Raw genomic sequence first — 15,547 nt, 5'->3', positions numbered from 1 at the left:
CGGCAGCTCAAACGCGCTTGAAGCCCTCGCTCGCCACCAGCAGCTGCCTCGTATAATCCGCGCTGAATTCGCGGCTTTCCAGCGCCTCCGCCTCCAGCATTTCCACCACCTTGCCGCTTTTCATCACCGCCAGACGATCGCACATATGGCTGATAACGCCGAGGTCGTGGCTGACCATGACGAAGGTGAGATTGCGATCCTTGCGGGCCTGTTCCAGCAGGTTGAGAATTTCCGCCTGAATGGAGGCGTCGAGGGCCGAGGTCGGCTCATCCAGCAGCAGGATTTTCGGCTCGACGATCAGCGCACGCGCAATGGCGATGCGCTGGCGCTGGCCGCCGGAAAGCTGGTGCGAATAGCGGAAACGGAATCCGGTGCCGAGGCCCACCTCGTCCAATGCCCGGGCAATGCGCTGCTCGCGATTATCCAGACCGTGGATGACCAGCGGTTCGAGCAGCAGCGCATCCACCGTCTGGCGGGGGTGCAGGGAACCGTAAGGGTCCTGAAACACCATCTGCACATCGCGGTAGAAGCTCTTGTCGCGGTGCTTGCCCGAATAGGAGCGACCGGCCACCATCAACGAGCCTTCATCGAAATGGTTGAGGCCGGCAATGGCGCGCAGCAGTGTCGATTTGCCGGAACCGGACTCACCGACGATGCCGAAGGATTCACCCTCGTCCACATCGATGCTGACGCTGTCGAGCGCGATATAGCCGTCGAAATCGACCACCATGTCTCTGGTGGAAAGAACCGTGCTCATGCGCGCCACTCCGCCTTGCGTTCCAGAACCGGCAACGGATGCCGGTGGCCGCCGATTTCCGGCAGGCAGTTCAGGAGGCCCTGCGTATAGGGATGCTTCGCCTCCTTCAGATTGGCAGAGGACAGTTCCTCAACGACCTTGCCCGCATACATGACCAGAACGCGGTCGCAGAAGGACGAGACCAGCCGCAGATCGTGGCTGACGAAAATCAGCCCCATGCCGCGATCGCGCACCAGCTTGTCGAGAATGTCGAGCACTTCGAGCTGAACGGTCACATCGAGCGCCGAAGTCGGCTCGTCGGCGATCAGCAGTTCCGGGCCGCAGACCAGCATCATGGCAATCATGACACGCTGGCCCATGCCGCCTGAAACCTCGTGCGGGTAAAGATCAAAGACGCGCTCGGGATCGCGGATCTGCACCGCTTCCAGCATGGCGAGCGTGCGCTGGCGCGCCTCGCTGGAGCCGATATTTTCATGGGTGCGCAGGGTTTCCATGATCTGGCGGCCGATCGGCATGACCGGGTTCAGCGAATATTTCGGGTCCTGCAGGATCATGGCCATGCGCTTGCCGCGCATGAGCCGCCTTTCCTTCGCCGAAGCTTTGAGAAGATCGATATCGCCGAAGCGCAGGGCATCGGCCTCGATGCGCGCACTTTTCGGGGTCAGCCCCATGATGGCGCGGCCGGTCTGCGATTTGCCGGAGCCGGATTCGCCAACAATGCCGAGGCGTTCGCGTCCCAGCGTGAAGGAGACGCCACGCACTGCCTCCACCAGCCCGGTGCGGGTGGGAAAGGAAACGCGCAGGTTCTCGACAGTCAGAAGCGGCGCGCTCATTGGTTCGCCTCCTTGGGGTCCAGCGCATCGCGCAGGCCATCGCCCAGAAGGTTGAAACCGAGGCTGACGATCAGGATCGCGATACCCGGCATGGCGGCAACCCACCATTGATCGAGAATGAACCGCCGACCGGAGGCGATCATCGCGCCCCATTCCGGCAGCGGCGGCTGCGCGCCAAGGCCGAGGAAGCCGAGACCGGCGGCAGTGAGGATGATGCCCGCCATGTCGAGCGTGACACGCACGATGAGCGACGACATGCAAAGCGGCATGACGTGTTTCAGGACGATACGGAAGGGCGAGGCCCCCATGAGTTTCACCGCCGCGATGAAATCGGAATTGCGGAAGGTCATGGTTTCAGCGCGTGCGATGCGCGCATAGGGCGGCCAAGATGTCACGGCGATGGCGAGAACGGCGTTTTCAATGCCCGGCCCAAGTGCGGCCACCAGCGCCAGCGCCAGAACCAGCTTCGGAAAGGCAAGGAAGATATCGGTGATACGCATCAGAACGGCATCCACCCAGCCGCCGGCATAACCCGAGACGGTGCCGACGATGAGCCCGATGGGTGCCGCGATGATGGCCACCAGCAGCACGACAAAGAGGGTCAACCGCGAGCCATGAATGAGACGCGAGAGAATATCACGCCCCTGATCATCCGTGCCGAGCAGGTAACCTTCCGTCCCCGGAGGCAGAAGCCGGGCATTGCGCAGATCACCCTGCACCGGATTGTGCGGTGCCAGCACATTGGCAAACAGCGCAACGAACAGCAGCGCAACGATGATGCCGAGGCCCAGCAGCGCCAGCCGGTTTTCCGAAAAGCGCCGCCAGATGACATAGGCACGGCCAAGGCGCGCCTGCCTGCGCGAGGCCGGCCGGTCGGAGAGCAGCCATTCGCGGCTGTAAGGTTTCAGTGTATCGGTCGAAATCGTCATCGGCTGCGCGTCCTTGGATCGAGCGTCCGGTAAAGCAGATCGGAAAAGAGATTGATGCCGACAAAGATGGCGCCAATCACGATCGTGCCGCCAAGAACTGCATTCATATCCGCATTCTGCAGGGAATTGGTGATGTAGAGGCCGAGCCCCGGCCAGGCGAAGATGGTTTCGGTCAGCACCGAACCTTCGAGCAGACCGGCATAGGACAGCGCAATCACCGTTACCAGCGGCACGGCGGCGTTGCGCAGCGCGTGGAACCAGATGATGCGGGTTTCCGAAAGCCCCTTGGCGCGGGCCGCGACGATATATTCCTGGCTAAGTTCGTTCAGCATGAAGGAACGTGTCATGCGGCTGATATAGGCCAGCGAAAAATAACCGAGCAGAGAGGCTGGCAGGATGATGTGGCGGAACAGGTCCCACAACACGTCCCATTGCCGTTGCCAGATCGCGTCGATCAGGAAAAAGCCCGTGACCGGCGTGAAGGTGAATTCATAGACGATATCCATGCGGCCGGGATAGGCGACCCATTGCAGCCGGGCGTAAAACACCAGCAGCGCCAGAAGGCCGAGCCAGAAGATCGGCACGGAATAACCGATGAGGCCGATGACGCGCACGACCTGGTCGGCAAAACTGCCGCGCTTGACGGCGGCAAGCACACCGAGCGGTATGCCGAAAACGGCGCCGATGATGGTGCCGATCGTGGCAAGTTCGATCGTCGCCGGGAACACCCGCTTGATATCCTCCATCACCGGATTGGTGGTGAGGACGGAGATGCCGAAATCGCCCGAAAGCGCCTGCTTCAGATAAAGAAAGAACTGCTGCCAGAGCGGCAGGTTGAGGCCGAGCTGCTCACGCACCCGCTCGACCACATGGGCAGGCGCGCGGTCGCCGACGATCGCCAATGCGGGATCGATCGGCACCACACGGCCAATGAAAAATGTGACCGCCATCAACCCCAGAAAGGTGGTGATGACGGTGACGGCGAAGCCGAGAACGGCCTTCACACGGGCGTTGGCACGGCGTTTGCCCTGCCTCGCCCGGCTGTTCGTTTCAACGATGCTCAAGAGACCGATCCTTCCGGATCATTCCTTGGAGATCGTATAGACGTAGTTGGTGTCGAAGCTCGGTCCGAGCTTCAGGCCCTTGAGCTTGGCGGAATATCCCGCCACTTCCGTCTGCTGGAAGATGATGACGAAGGGACCCTTCGCCAGAACTTCCTTTTGCAGGTTCTCATAGATGGCGGCGCGCTTGGCGCTGTCCTTCTCCAGCAGAGCCGACTGGGTTTCCTTGGTCAGATCAGGAACGTCCCAGGCATTGCGCCATGCGAGCGTCTTGTTCTTGCCCTCATCGGAATTGTCGTAGTTGATGGTGAAGGTTTCCGCATTCGAGTTCGGATCGAAATAGTCCGAGCCCCACTGGCCAATGTAGATATCATGGGTGCGGGCGCGGTACTTGGTCAGCGTCTGCTTGCCGTCGCCCGGAATGATTTCCAGCTTGATGCCGGCCTGCGCCAGCGTCTGCTGCACGCTTTCGGCAATACCGGTTACCGGCTGCGTATTGCGCACATCCATGGACACGGTGAAGCCGTCCTTCAGGCCGGCCTTGGCCAGAAGTTCCTTCGCCTTGGCGACGTCGAGCTTGTAGGGGTTCTCGTTGAGCGCGCCGAGCTGGCCCTTCGGCAGGAAGGTCTGGTGGACTTCGCCGATGCCCTTGATGATCGTATCACCGATCGCGTCATAATCGACGAGATATTTGAACGCCTCGATGACCTCGGGCTTCTTCAGGTTCTCGTTCTTCTGGTTGAGGCTGAAATAATAGACGGTGCCCTTCGGCGCGGAGGTGACGGCAAGGCCTTCCTTCTCGGAAACCGCTTCCATGTCGCCGGGCTCGAGGTTGCGGGCCACATCGATATCGCCGTTTTCAAGCGCCAGGCGCTGGCCCGAGCTTTCCTTCATGTGACGATAGACGACGCGCTTCAGCTTCGGCTTCTCGCCGTAATAATTCGGGTTGGCCTCGAGGATGACCGCTTCATTCGCCTTCCAACCGAGGATCTTGTAAGGGCCGGAACCGGCATAACCGGTCTTCAGGAATTCATTGCCGAAATCCGTGTCATATTTGTAATCGGCGCTCGGGGTAACGGACTTCGCCTTTTCGGTGATCAGCTTCTTGTCGACCACCGAAGCGACAGTTGCGGTGAGCACGTTCAGCACGAAGCTCGGCGCATAGGGCTTGTCGACCGTCAGTACGAAGGTGTTCGCATCCGCAGCCTTGGCCTTTTCGTTGACATTGTCGCCCTTGAGGCCGAACTGCGTCAGCAGGAATGCCGGCGACTTGTCGAGCTTGACGGCGCGTTCAAACGAGAATGCCACATCGTCAGCCGTGACCGGATTGCCGGAGGCGAATTTCAGACCGGATTTCAGCTTGAACGTATAGGTCAGGCCATCCTCGGAGGTCGTCCAGCTTTCGGCGAGATCGCCGATCACCTTGGAGGTGTCGTTGAGATCGATGGAAACCAGCTTGCTGTAGGTGTTGCCGGTGACTTCAGCTGCGGACAGCTCGAATGCCTCGCCCGGATCGAGCGTGATGATGTCGTCGATGGCGAAACCTTCGACCAGGGTGTCGGCCGGCGTCGCGGCAAAAGCGTGCGGCGCAGACAGCATCATCAGCGACAAAGCGGCGCTGGTGCTGAGGATACGCATGGACTTGTTGAGCGATTTGATCATAGGATCTCCCCTTTTGTTATAAGATTGATTTCGTTCGCTTTTATGTGCTCTCAGGCGGCCTCATGCCAGGCCTGGGATAAGACGCGCAGCCAGTTTTCCCGGCATATTTTAGCAAGTTCTCCGTCACCGTAGCCCGCCGATTTCAGCGCCGCAACCAGATTGTGATTGCCGCTCGCATCCGCAACGCCGACGGGTACCGTCGCACCATCGAAATCCGAACCGAGCGCCACGCAGTCGATACCCATGCGCTCCACCATGTAGTCGATGTGGCGCACCATGTCGGAAAGCGGGGTGTCGGCAATGTCGCGCGCATCCGCCCGCAGCATGGTCACGGCATAGTTGAGGCCGACCAGTCCGCCGCTCTCTTTGATGGCATCCATCTGCCGGTCGGTGAGATTGCGGGCGACGGGGGTGAGCGCATGCGCGTTGGAATGGCTGGCGATCAAAGGCTGGTTCGTGGTCTTCGCCACATCCCAGAAGCCCTTTTCGGTGATATGCGCAAGATCGATGAGAATACCGAGCCGGTTGCATTCCTTCACCAGCGCAAAACCGGCATCGGTGAGGCCGGGCGCGGTATCGGGCGACATCGGATAGGAGAAGGGAACCCCGTGGCCGAAAATATTGTGCCGGCTCCAGACCGGACCAAGCGAGCGCAGACCGGCAGCGTAAAAAACCTCGAGCGCATCGAGATCGGCTCCGATCGCCTCGCAGCCTTCCATGTGCAGCACGGCCGCGAAGATATCCTCGGCAAAGGCCTTGCGGATATCGGCTGTCGAGCGGCATAGCCGCCAGGCCCCGGCGCGATCGAGTCTGAGCGCGATCGCAGCTTTTTCCATGGCGATATCAAGCGAAGGCTGGCGTTCGAGCGGCGCCGCGAGCGGTGTATTATAGTGACCCTGCGCGTCCGGCTCCTGCAGGATGAGATCGCCGGAGGGGATGTAGATGGCGCAGATGCCGCCGCCAAGACCGCCTGCCCGTGCACGCGGACCATCGATGTGGCCTTCGCGTGTGCCATTCCTGAATTCCGCAACCGGATCGGCGCCGGCCTTGCTGTTGCGCCACAACCGAAGCAGCACATCATTATGACCGTCGAACACTGCATGCATTTGAAGAAATTCCAGTAAGCGGCAAAAACAAAGGGGGCGGGCAGACGCCGGAATGACACCGCGCGAAAGCAAACCGGCGCATTTTTTGCCGGCCGCTATAATCTGTCAAAGACGATCTTAGGACGATCTCTCGCGGCTCCGCAAGACGCAAATTAGGCAACGATGAAATTATCACCACTTGCCTTTTGCCGGGAATTGCGCAACGTCAAGCTCGCCAGCCGCCTTCCGCCTTTGTCAGCAGCGGCGTGGCGAAAACACCCCTCACACGCTCCGGCCATTCCGGCCCGAAAGCAGCGATTTTTTGCCGCCAGCGATCCGATTGCAACATGGCTGCGCCGATCACCACCGGCCGGATGCCGGACGAGGCGAGAAGCGAAAGACCTGAAATGATGGAACTGCCGCTCGATATCACATCATCCACCAGCGCCACCCGCCTGCCCTCGATAAGCGGCAACATGCGCGGATCGATATAAAGCCGCTTTTCCTGCTTGGTGGTGATGGAGGACATCGGTACCGACAGTTCCTCCAGATACCAGAATTTGCGCGAAGTGCCGAGCGGCACGTACCGGGAATGGCCGAGATGGCGGGCGACGGCGGCGGCGAGCGTCAGCCCGAGCGTCGGCAGGCCGATGACCACATCGGGCTTGAGGGGGAGAAGCTTCTGGGCAAGATCGGCGGCCAGCGCCTCCAGCACCTCAAAAGAGGCCTGATTGACGATGAGCGAGGCCAGCGCATGCTCACCATCCGCCAGAGGTCGGATCGGCAGGCAGATCTGTCGCCCGTCATCCAGTTCCGCCGGAAAGAAAGCGGAATGCGGACCTGCCGTTTCAAATGTGCGGCGCGCGCGGATATCCTGCCAGAACTCATGCGGAGCAGCAGGGGATAGGGCGGCAGGCGATGCGGATTGCGGCATCGTTCTTTTCCTTTCAGGAGCGGGGTGGCGAAAGGCACTCGCATTGTTCGGCCACGCGAGCCCGGTTCTTCACATCAGGCATTTCAACAACCGCAAGCATGCGGCGGGTTCTTTTCATTGGCTTTTTCAGCTAGAACAAAACAAAGCAACAGGCATTCGGACAAGCTCACCTATGGCGTGGGTTTTTCCCATATTCAAGGACAAGCTGCCCATGAGACTGCTGGACCGCATCGGCGAGGACCTGCCATTCCTGACGGAGCTTCGTCACGACCTCCACGCCCACCCGGAACTGGGCTTTGAAGAGGAGAGAACGAGCGCCATCGTCGCCGACCTTCTCGAAAGGGCGGGACTGAAGGTGCATCGCGGTCTTGGCGGCACCGGCGTGGTCGGCACTTTGCAGGTGGGCAACGGCACTCGCAGCATCGGTCTCCGCGCCGACATGGATGCACTCGCCATGCCGGAAGTTCCAGATCGGCCGTATAAATCGAAGTTCCCCGGCAAGATGCATGCCTGCGGCCATGACGGCCACACCGCCATGCTGCTGGGTGCCGCGCGTTATCTCGCCAGAACCCGCGATTTTTCCGGCACCGTGCATTTCATCTTCCAGCCGGCCGAGGAAGGCCGCGGCGGCGCGAAAAAAATGGTGGAGGACGGGCTTTTCGAGTTGTTCCCCTGCGATGCGGTCTATGGACTGCACAATATGCCGGGGCTGGGCATTGACGAGATGGCCGTGGTGGAAGGCCCGCAGCTCGCCTCGTCCGATAGCTGGCGCGTCACCTTCAGGGGCATCGGCACCCACGGCGCCAAGCCGCATCTCGGCCGCGATCCGGTAACGGCGGCGGGCACCTTCCTCTCTTCGCTGCAAAGCATCGTCGGCCGCGTCGTCGATCCGCTGCAACCTGCCGTGGTCAGCGCCTGCTCGGTGCAGGCGGGTGACCCGAAGGCGCTCAACGTCATTCCCGATCTGGTCGAAATCGGCGGCACGGCGCGCGCCTATGCGCCGGATGTGCGCAGCCAGCTTGAAACGGAAATCGGCAGGCTCGCCAAGGGTACGGCCGCGATGTTCGGCATCGAGGCAAACTATGAATTTATTCGCCGCATTCCACCCGTCATCAACGATGCCGATGCGACGAAACGGGCGCTCCGGGCCGCCAAGACCGTCTTCGGCAACAAGGCCCGCACCGCCTTCCCGCCCTCGACCGCCGGCGACGATTTCGCCTTCTTCGCCGGCGAAGCCCCCGGCTGCTACGTCTGGCTCGGCAACGGCCCGGCGGTGGATGGCGCGCTGCACCACAACACCTCCTATGACTTCAACGACGCGGCAATCGTTCCCGGCGTCGCCTTCTGGGCAACGTTGGTGGAGCAGGAACTGGCGGCAGAATAAGGCGGCAACCCGCATTGCGCATTCCCAAAACTGAAAAGCCGGGCAACACCAATGGTGCTGCCCGGCTTTCTCTCTCAGATGTCCCGGCGGTTCAGCCAATACAGCGCGATCAGAACGATGCAGGCCATGATCGATGAATAGGCGACCACCGGCCATGCCGTATCACCCGGCAGGACGACGACCGCCAGGGTGCCCACTATTCCCACACACAGACTTTGAATGCAGAAGTAGAAGGCGACGGCCGTGCCCGCCATATGCCCGAACTCTTCCAGCGCGCCATTGGCGGTGACCGAGACCGTAAAAACGATACCGACCGCCATGACCCACATCGGCACGATGAATGTCAGGAGTGACGGGACCGCCCCGATTTCACCTGCGGTGAACAGAAGCGCGCCCACCAGCAACAGGGCCATGCCCCTGACGAGGCTGCCCTGCACACCCCATCTGGCGACGAAGAACTTCGCAAAACGGGTGGTAACGATCATAGCGATCGCCACCGTTGCAAAAGCCAGGCTGAACTCCACCTCGGACAGACCTGCCCTGCCGATCATGACGCGCGGAGCGGTGGAGAAGAATACGAAAAACGTCCCCATGGCAGCGCTGAACCCAAGCGTATAGGTCCAGAAGCGGCCACTGCCCAACATGCGCAAGGGCGATGGGCGCGACATCCCTGCCGTCACCGGCCGGGTTTCACTCCAGTTCATCAACGCGGCAACCGTGGCGATGAGAGCGGCCGCCCCGAGAGTGACGAAGATGGCACGCCAGCCGTATCCTTCGGCGATGACCGCCCCGACAATCGGGCCGAAGGCCGGGACAAATGCGAGAATGGAGCTGAACGTTCCGTATATCGTCGTTGCTTCCGGGCGGTCCGCATAGACATCGCGAACGGTGGCGAAAGTGGCAACCAATGCCGCCGCCGCACCCGCCGCCTGCAGGAGCCGGAAAACAATGAAGGCACTCGCAGTCATCACGGCCGCGAGGCTGAACGAGGCCGCGACAAACAGCACGGCGCCGCCGAGCAAAACCGGTCGGCGGCCAATACGGTCCGAGATGGGGCCGAACACGATTTGGCCAAGGCCGAGCATCACCATGTAAACGGTGAGCGTCAGCTGGATGACGACCGGCGTCGTGCCGAGAGCTTCCGGCATGATGGGGACGACCGGCAGGTAAATATCCATGGCCAGCGAGGCGAGAATATCAAAGGGAGCCATGAGCAGCATTGCTGCAAACAGCGATCTCCCCCAAACGGGAGTTTGAATAGACATGAGAATTGATCCGCTCAAATGAGGACATTTGGCGGCGTCTGCCCGATGGAACAGAGATTGCTCGACAGAACGCCGCAACAACGAAATATCGTCGTTGCGGCTTACTTATCTGCTGACTTCGAGGCACCCATGTTCAACATTCCTATAAAGCGACGGGTAAACAGGGGTTGGATTTAGCAATATACCGGCTTTTTGGCAACGCTTGGCCCCCGGCCTACCCCACCGTCGCAATCACCGGGCTCTCCATCACCCTTCCCGTCAACACATCGGCAATACCCATATCCGTCTGGTGCGGGCCAATGTTGCAGGCGAGCGTGGCGCCGAAACAGGCCTTGAAGACCAGATAGGGCGGCTGCCATTCGACGACATCGCCGACGGCGGCGCGCAATGCCTCGAAAGCCTTTGCGACGTCCTCAAGCGGCGCATCGGAAACGAGGCCGGAGAGCGGCAGGGGTAGAAGTGCCGTCACCTTGCCCTCAGAGGCGACAGCCATGCCGCCGCCTGCCGTTATCACCGCATTGGCGGCCAGTGCCATGTCCTCGGCATTGCCGCCGAAGACGGTGAGGTTGTGGCTGTCATGCGAGACGGTGGTGGCGAAGGCGCCGTTCCAGCTTCCCCAGCCGGTGAGGAAGCCGGTTTTTGTGACAGGCTCGGCCTTGCCGTGGCGATGGGTGACGGAAATCATCGTGGTGCCCTCTGGCGGCACAACGAAACCATCCCTCACCTCGGCCTCCACCTCACCCCATTGCGTGAAACGCGGGCGGTCGATGGTGGCGAGGCGGACCTTCGAGCCTTCGGAGGCAACCCGGAAATCATCGGCCTTGCGCTGCGGCAGCTTCATCGAGCCTTCGAGCGTTGTCGCATCGCAGGCCGGAACCTCGACGCGCATACGCCCGCCTTCCGCGACTGCTTTGCCGCCGGCGAGCACATGGCGTGCCGAAAAGCCGCTCAAATCCTCGAAGACGACAATATCGGCACGGCGACCGGCGGCGATGAGGCCGAGATCGGAACGGCCGAGCCGTTGCGCGGCATTGAGAGTGGCGGCGCGTAGCGCCCATTCAGGCCTCAGCCCATAACCGACAAGGCGGCGCACCACATCATCCAGCCCGCCACCCCGCAACAGATCATCCGGGAAAACATCGTCGGTGCAGAGCGTCACCGTCTGCGGCAGATGGCCGAGCGCGTTCAGCGCTTCCACGAATTCCGGCAGCAGATGATCGTGCGAACCACGCAGCTCGATGGTCAGCCCCGCCCGAAGCTTTGCCATCAGGTCTTCAGCCGAGACCAGCTCGTGATCGGAAGAAACGCCCGCTGCCATGAAGGCGTTGAGATCGGCATCCTTCAGGCCGCGCGCATGGCCACAGAGCAGCTTTTCCGAGACCAACCCGGCCTGCACGATGCCGCTCATGCGCGGATCGCGCTCGATGACGCCGCGCATGTTCATGATTTCGGCAACGCCGCCAACCTGCGGCCATGACAGGATATCGGCGAGAATGGCAGCATCGAAATCCGCGCCACTGCATTCCAGCCCCGGTGCTGACGGCACTGAGGACGGCGCAAGCAAAATGGCGCGCAGCGGCAGGTTTTCTATTGCTTTCGCCGCCCAGCGCACCCCTTCCACACCATGCACATTGCCGAATTCATGCGGGTCCCAGACGACGGTGGTGACGCCACGCGCGACGACCGTCGCCGCATAGGCAGCCGGTGTAACCATCGAGCTTTCGATATGCATATGCGTGTCGATCAGGCCCGGCGAGACATAGGCACTGGTCGCATCGATGATTTGCGCAGCGTCGCTGCGGCTTGCCGGTTCGTGAACACTGGCGATCAGCCGGCCGACGATGCCGATATCGGCGGCACGAAGCTCGCCCGTCACCACATCCACCAGCGTTCCGCCGGTAATGAGAACATCAAAAGGCGCATCGCCGCGCGCAGCTGCAACCGCGCGGGTGCGCAGCACATCGTCGTTGAGATCGGTTGGCTCGCGCATCGGGATTTGCGCACTCATAGGGCGGCCTCCCGGCGCAACGCCTCGAGAACCGCAGCCTTTGCGGCTTCGGCATTCACCGTCTCGGCGAAATGCGCGTTGAAACCCGTCACCTTCTCGGCCCGTGCCTCAACCACCGTTCGTCCGCGCGTCAGCGAGGCGTGAAGTTCGACATCGATCCGCGCATGGCGCCATCCAAGAAGCTCGGAGGTGAAAGCGACAGCGGCGACGGGATCATAAAGCGCCATGGCGGGTCTGCCGCGCCTTGTTGCGATGCCGATGAAACCTTCCAGCAGATCGGCAATCAGACCAGCGTTTTTACCACCGGCATAGCGGATCGGCAGCACATCGGCCGACGAGGCGGTAACCTTGCGGCAGGCGTCCAGATCAACCATGCGCAGCGGCAGGCCGTGGGAAAGCACGATGGCCAGCGCTTCCGGATCGGCAAAGGCGTTGAATTCGGCAGATGCCGTATGGTTGCCGCTGGTCACGCCGCCGCCCATCCAGGTGAGGTCGGAAATTCTGGCCGCAAGATCAGGCCGGGCAAGGCAAAGGGCGGCGATGTTGGTGAGCGGGCCGAGCGCGAGGATGCGCTTCTCGCCTGCCCCCTCAAGCCAGCCGCACAGGGCGGCAAAAGCATCGCTTTTCGGCAGAGCCGCCGCATCCGGCAGGCTTTGACCGACAGTCGGAATGCCGTTATCGCCGAGGATAGACTGGGCAGTTTCGAGCGCACCGAGCACCGGCATCTCACGGCCCTGATGGATCGGCATCGACCAGCCGAAGGCGGCAGCGGCACCCGCCGCATTGCGGCAGACCGCCTGAAGTGTCGCGTTGCCGAAGACCAGCGAAATGCCGTCAATGGCAAGGCCTGCCGATTGCACCACCATGATGGCGGCGATATCGTCAAAGCCCATATCGGTATCGATCCATACCCCCATGATCAGCCAAACACCTTCAGGCTTGCCGCCTTTTCGACCGGCAGGTCGAAGGCGAGCGTATCACCGATCGTGTGGACGGTCAGCGCGGCATCGGTTTCCGCCTTTATGGCGCCAAGCGGCGTATCGAGCAGATATTCACGCGTATTTCCGGCAAAGGATGTGCCGCGCACGGTTCCCTGGAAAGGACCTGAACCGAGGGTGACCATGCGCGGCCGCCAGGCCAGTCCAGATGCTGAAGGGACTGGTCCGGTAAGCGGTGTTGTGCCGTTTGCGGTTTTCAGCGCCCCGCCTTCCAGCGCGAAGATATTTTCGAAGCCGACGAAGTCAGCCACGAAGGACGAAACCGGCGCATTGTAGATGTCTTCCGGCGTACCGATCTGCTCGATCTTGCCGCCCTTCATGACGACAATGCGATCAGCGAGCGCCAAGGCCTCGATCTGGTCATGGGTGACGAAGATCATCGTCACGCCGGTTTCCTTCTGCACGCGCTGCAATTCTGTGCGCATTTCGAGCCGGAGGCGCGCATCGAGATTGGAGAGCGGCTCGTCGAGCAGCAGCACCTTCGGCTCCATAACCATGGAGCGCGCCAGCGCCACGCGCTGCTGCTGGCCGCCGGAAAGCTCTGCCGGCTTGCGCGATGCGAAGTTCGACAACCCCACGGACTTCAGACCGGAGGCGACCTTGTCGTCCAGCGCCTTGCCGTTCATGCCCTTGAGCTTCAGGCCGAAGGCGACGTTTTCATAGACCGTCAGATGCGGGAAGAGCGCATAGGACTGGAACACCAGACCCACGGCACGCTTGTTGGCGGCAACGCGGGTGATATCGGCCCCATCGAGATCGATACGTCCGCCCGCCACCGGCATCAGCCCGGCAATGGCGCGCATCGTCGTGGTCTTGCCGCAGCCGGAAGGCCCCAGCAGCGCGAGAAGTTCGCCCTTGCGGATATCGAGATCGAGATCCTTGACGGCAATGCTGTTGCCATAGGCGAGCGAGACTTTTTGGAGCGAAAGATAATTTGCGTCAGACATAACGGGAGAACCCCAGAAAACGTTCGGCCATGAAAACGATGCCGATGGAAAGGAAGGCGAGCAGCGAGGAGAGTGCGGCGACAGACGGATCGAAGACGATTTCCATGTAACCCAGCATGTCGATGGGCAGCGTGCGAACGCCCGGGCCCGACAGGAACAGCGAGACCGGCACCTGGTTGAAGCTCGTCACGAAACCGAGAATGAAGGCAGAGAGAATGCCGCCGCGAATATTCGGCAGCACCACGCGGAAAAACGCGCCGACCCGCGACGAGCCGAGCAGCACCGCCGCCTCCTCGATGTCCGAGCGCAGATTGTTGAGGCTGGCCGATACCACCCGCACCGCATAGGGCAGGATGAGCGCTGTGTGGGCGAGGAACAGGGCAAGCGTGATGCCGATGCCGAAGGGCACGACGAAATAACGCAGCAGCGCCAGACCCACGATGATGCCGGGCACGATGATCGGCGCGGAAACGATGGTGCGCACCGTCTCGGCAAAAGGCAGCTTGTAGCGCGACATGGCGTAGGAGGCGGGAATGCCGAGAATGAGCGCTGCAAAGGTGCCGCCAATGGCGAGGAACATCGACATCGCAAAACTTTCCCGGAAGCTCTCAACCGTAAAGACCTTGGCGATCCATTTCAGCGAAAAGCCCTGCGGCGGGAAGGCAAGCGTATCGCCGGCCGAAAACGAAGCGGCAACGATGATGAGGAACGGCCCGATGAGGAAACCGACGACAAGCAGGAGCGTGAGCGGAATGAAGAGCTGCCGGGTCATTTCTTGTTCCTTGCGGTGGCGATGCGCTTCAGCAGGATATTGGCGGCAAAGCTCATGACGATCAGGATGAAGGCGATGACGCTGGCGGCGACGAAATTGTTGGAAACAGTCACCTGCTGGTAAAGCAGGGTTTCCAGCATCAGCACCTTGGAGCCGCCAAGAATGGCGGGCGTGATATAGGCCGTCAGCGAACCGGTGAAGACCAGCGTGCCGCCGACAACCAGCCCTTCCTTGGTGAGCGGCAGGATGACCTTCCAGAACACCTGCAACCAGTTTGCGCCGAGAACGCGCGCGGCGGCGATGGTATCCTTCGGCATATTCTCCAGCGCGCTGATAAGGGAGATGATCATCAGCGGTAGAAACAATTGCAGGAGACCGATGAAGACGGCCGTTTCGGAAAACAGGATGCGGATCGGCGCGTCACTCAGCCCGACCGCCTGCAGCGCCTGGTTGACGATGCCGGTTCTGCCGAGAATGACGATCCAGGCATAGGTGCGGGCAACCGGCGAAATCATCAGCGGCAGCACGACCAGATTGACCACATGGCCTTTTGCCCCCGGCGAAAGGTTGACGATGGCGAAAGCCGCCGCATAACCCACCACCGCCGAGACGATGGTGACAAGCGCGCCAAGCTTCAGGGTGCGCAGGAAAACCGTTTGGTTCAGCGGATCGGAAAAGAAATCGGCGTAAGCGGACAATGTCCAGCCATCGGCGCTGTGGAAGCCCTCCGACAGAAGCATGAAGACCGGCACAAGAAAGACCGCCGCCGCAAAAATAGCGGCGGGCAAGGCAAGCGCCAGCGCTTCGGCCCGGTTCTGAAACATGGGTTTATTCCCTGAACGGCCACGCGGCCGGTTACGGTTGAAGCCGGCGTGCCGGCTTGCGGTGTGAAAAGGTTGGAAAAGCGGTCAG

The 15,547-nt window shown here is 61.3% G+C and carries 14 protein-coding genes; 1 reads left to right on the top strand and 13 read right to left on the bottom strand.

The annotated features are described in order from the left end of the window. Nucleotides 1–7: 7 nt before the first annotated feature. From OK142_RS21925 to OK142_RS21895, 7 genes are all read right to left on the bottom strand, one after another. Nucleotides 8–757, bottom strand: coding sequence for an ABC transporter ATP-binding protein (locus tag OK142_RS21925; RefSeq protein WP_216331996.1), 750 nt, complete (start codon nt 755–757; stop codon nt 8–10). Further along, the gene (locus tag OK142_RS21920; protein WP_137039607.1) at nt 754–1,590 is read right to left on the bottom strand and encodes an ABC transporter ATP-binding protein; all 837 of its coding nucleotides are present in this window, start codon (nt 1,588–1,590) and stop codon (nt 754–756) included. The genes OK142_RS21925 and OK142_RS21920 overlap by 4 nt, the downstream gene beginning before the upstream one ends. Continuing rightward, entirely contained in the window at nt 1,587–2,519 is a 933-nt protein-coding gene (locus OK142_RS21915) for an ABC transporter permease (protein ID WP_003499027.1), read from the bottom strand. Before OK142_RS21915 ends, OK142_RS21920 begins: the two co-directional genes overlap by 4 nt. Continuing rightward, nucleotides 2,516–3,583: an ABC transporter permease gene (locus tag OK142_RS21910; RefSeq protein ID WP_137039606.1), complete on the bottom strand. Its 1,068-nt coding sequence runs from the start codon at nt 3,581–3,583 to the stop codon at nt 2,516–2,518. Before OK142_RS21910 ends, OK142_RS21915 begins: the two co-directional genes overlap by 4 nt. 18 nt (nt 3,584–3,601) lie before the next feature. Then, nucleotides 3,602–5,242, bottom strand: coding sequence for an ABC transporter substrate-binding protein (locus OK142_RS21905; RefSeq protein WP_498685154.1), 1,641 nt, complete (start codon nt 5,240–5,242; stop codon nt 3,602–3,604). A 50-nt stretch (nt 5,243–5,292) separates the two neighbouring features. Beyond that, the gene (locus tag OK142_RS21900) at nt 5,293–6,348 is read right to left on the bottom strand and encodes a dipeptidase (protein ID WP_082184916.1); all 1,056 of its coding nucleotides are present in this window, start codon (nt 6,346–6,348) and stop codon (nt 5,293–5,295) included. Between the two features lie 205 nt (nt 6,349–6,553). After that, nucleotides 6,554–7,261 carry a phosphoribosyltransferase gene (locus OK142_RS21895; protein ID WP_498685153.1) on the bottom strand — a complete coding sequence of 236 codons (708 nt, stop codon included), beginning with the start codon at nt 7,259–7,261 and terminating at the stop codon, nt 6,554–6,556. Nucleotides 7,262–7,472: 211 nt separating this feature from the next. Between OK142_RS21895 and OK142_RS21890 the strand changes: the two genes are divergently transcribed. Next, nucleotides 7,473–8,645 (top strand): M20 aminoacylase family protein, encoded by a 1,173-nt coding sequence (locus OK142_RS21890; protein WP_498685152.1) that lies wholly within the window; start codon nt 7,473–7,475, stop codon nt 8,643–8,645. Between the two features lie 74 nt (nt 8,646–8,719). On the opposite strand, the gene cml is transcribed toward OK142_RS21890, so the two are convergent. The 6 genes from cml to OK142_RS21860 form a co-directional block, all read right to left on the bottom strand. After that, a complete protein-coding gene (gene cml / locus OK142_RS21885) occupies nt 8,720–9,910 on the bottom strand; it encodes a CmlA/FloR family chloramphenicol efflux MFS transporter (RefSeq protein ID WP_498685151.1) in 1,191 nt (396 codons plus the stop codon). A gap of 214 nt (nt 9,911–10,124) precedes the next feature. Beyond that, nucleotides 10,125–11,918 carry an adenine deaminase gene (locus OK142_RS21880; RefSeq protein WP_498685150.1) on the bottom strand — a complete coding sequence of 598 codons (1,794 nt, stop codon included), beginning with the start codon at nt 11,916–11,918 and terminating at the stop codon, nt 10,125–10,127. Next, the gene (locus tag OK142_RS21875) at nt 11,915–12,835 is read right to left on the bottom strand and encodes a nucleoside hydrolase (RefSeq protein WP_498685149.1); all 921 of its coding nucleotides are present in this window, start codon (nt 12,833–12,835) and stop codon (nt 11,915–11,917) included. The genes OK142_RS21880 and OK142_RS21875 overlap by 4 nt, the downstream gene beginning before the upstream one ends. Before the next feature lie 2 nt (nt 12,836–12,837). Then, nucleotides 12,838–13,863, bottom strand: coding sequence for an ABC transporter ATP-binding protein (locus OK142_RS21870; protein ID WP_003499011.1), 1,026 nt, complete (start codon nt 13,861–13,863; stop codon nt 12,838–12,840). Beyond that, complete coding sequence (locus OK142_RS21865; RefSeq protein ID WP_065655279.1) at nt 13,856–14,635, bottom strand: ABC transporter permease; 780 nt, start codon at nt 14,633–14,635, stop codon at nt 13,856–13,858. The genes OK142_RS21870 and OK142_RS21865 overlap by 8 nt, the downstream gene beginning before the upstream one ends. Beyond that, nucleotides 14,632–15,459 (bottom strand): ABC transporter permease, encoded by an 828-nt coding sequence (locus tag OK142_RS21860; RefSeq protein WP_003499007.1) that lies wholly within the window; start codon nt 15,457–15,459, stop codon nt 14,632–14,634. Before OK142_RS21860 ends, OK142_RS21865 begins: the two co-directional genes overlap by 4 nt. Nucleotides 15,460–15,547: the final 88 nt, after the last annotated feature.

This window comes from Agrobacterium sp. BT-220-3, assembly GCF_025910175.1.
GTDB lineage: Bacteria > Pseudomonadota > Alphaproteobacteria > Rhizobiales > Rhizobiaceae > Agrobacterium > Agrobacterium oryzihabitans.
This window is presented reverse-complemented; position numbering and strand designations above follow the sequence as displayed.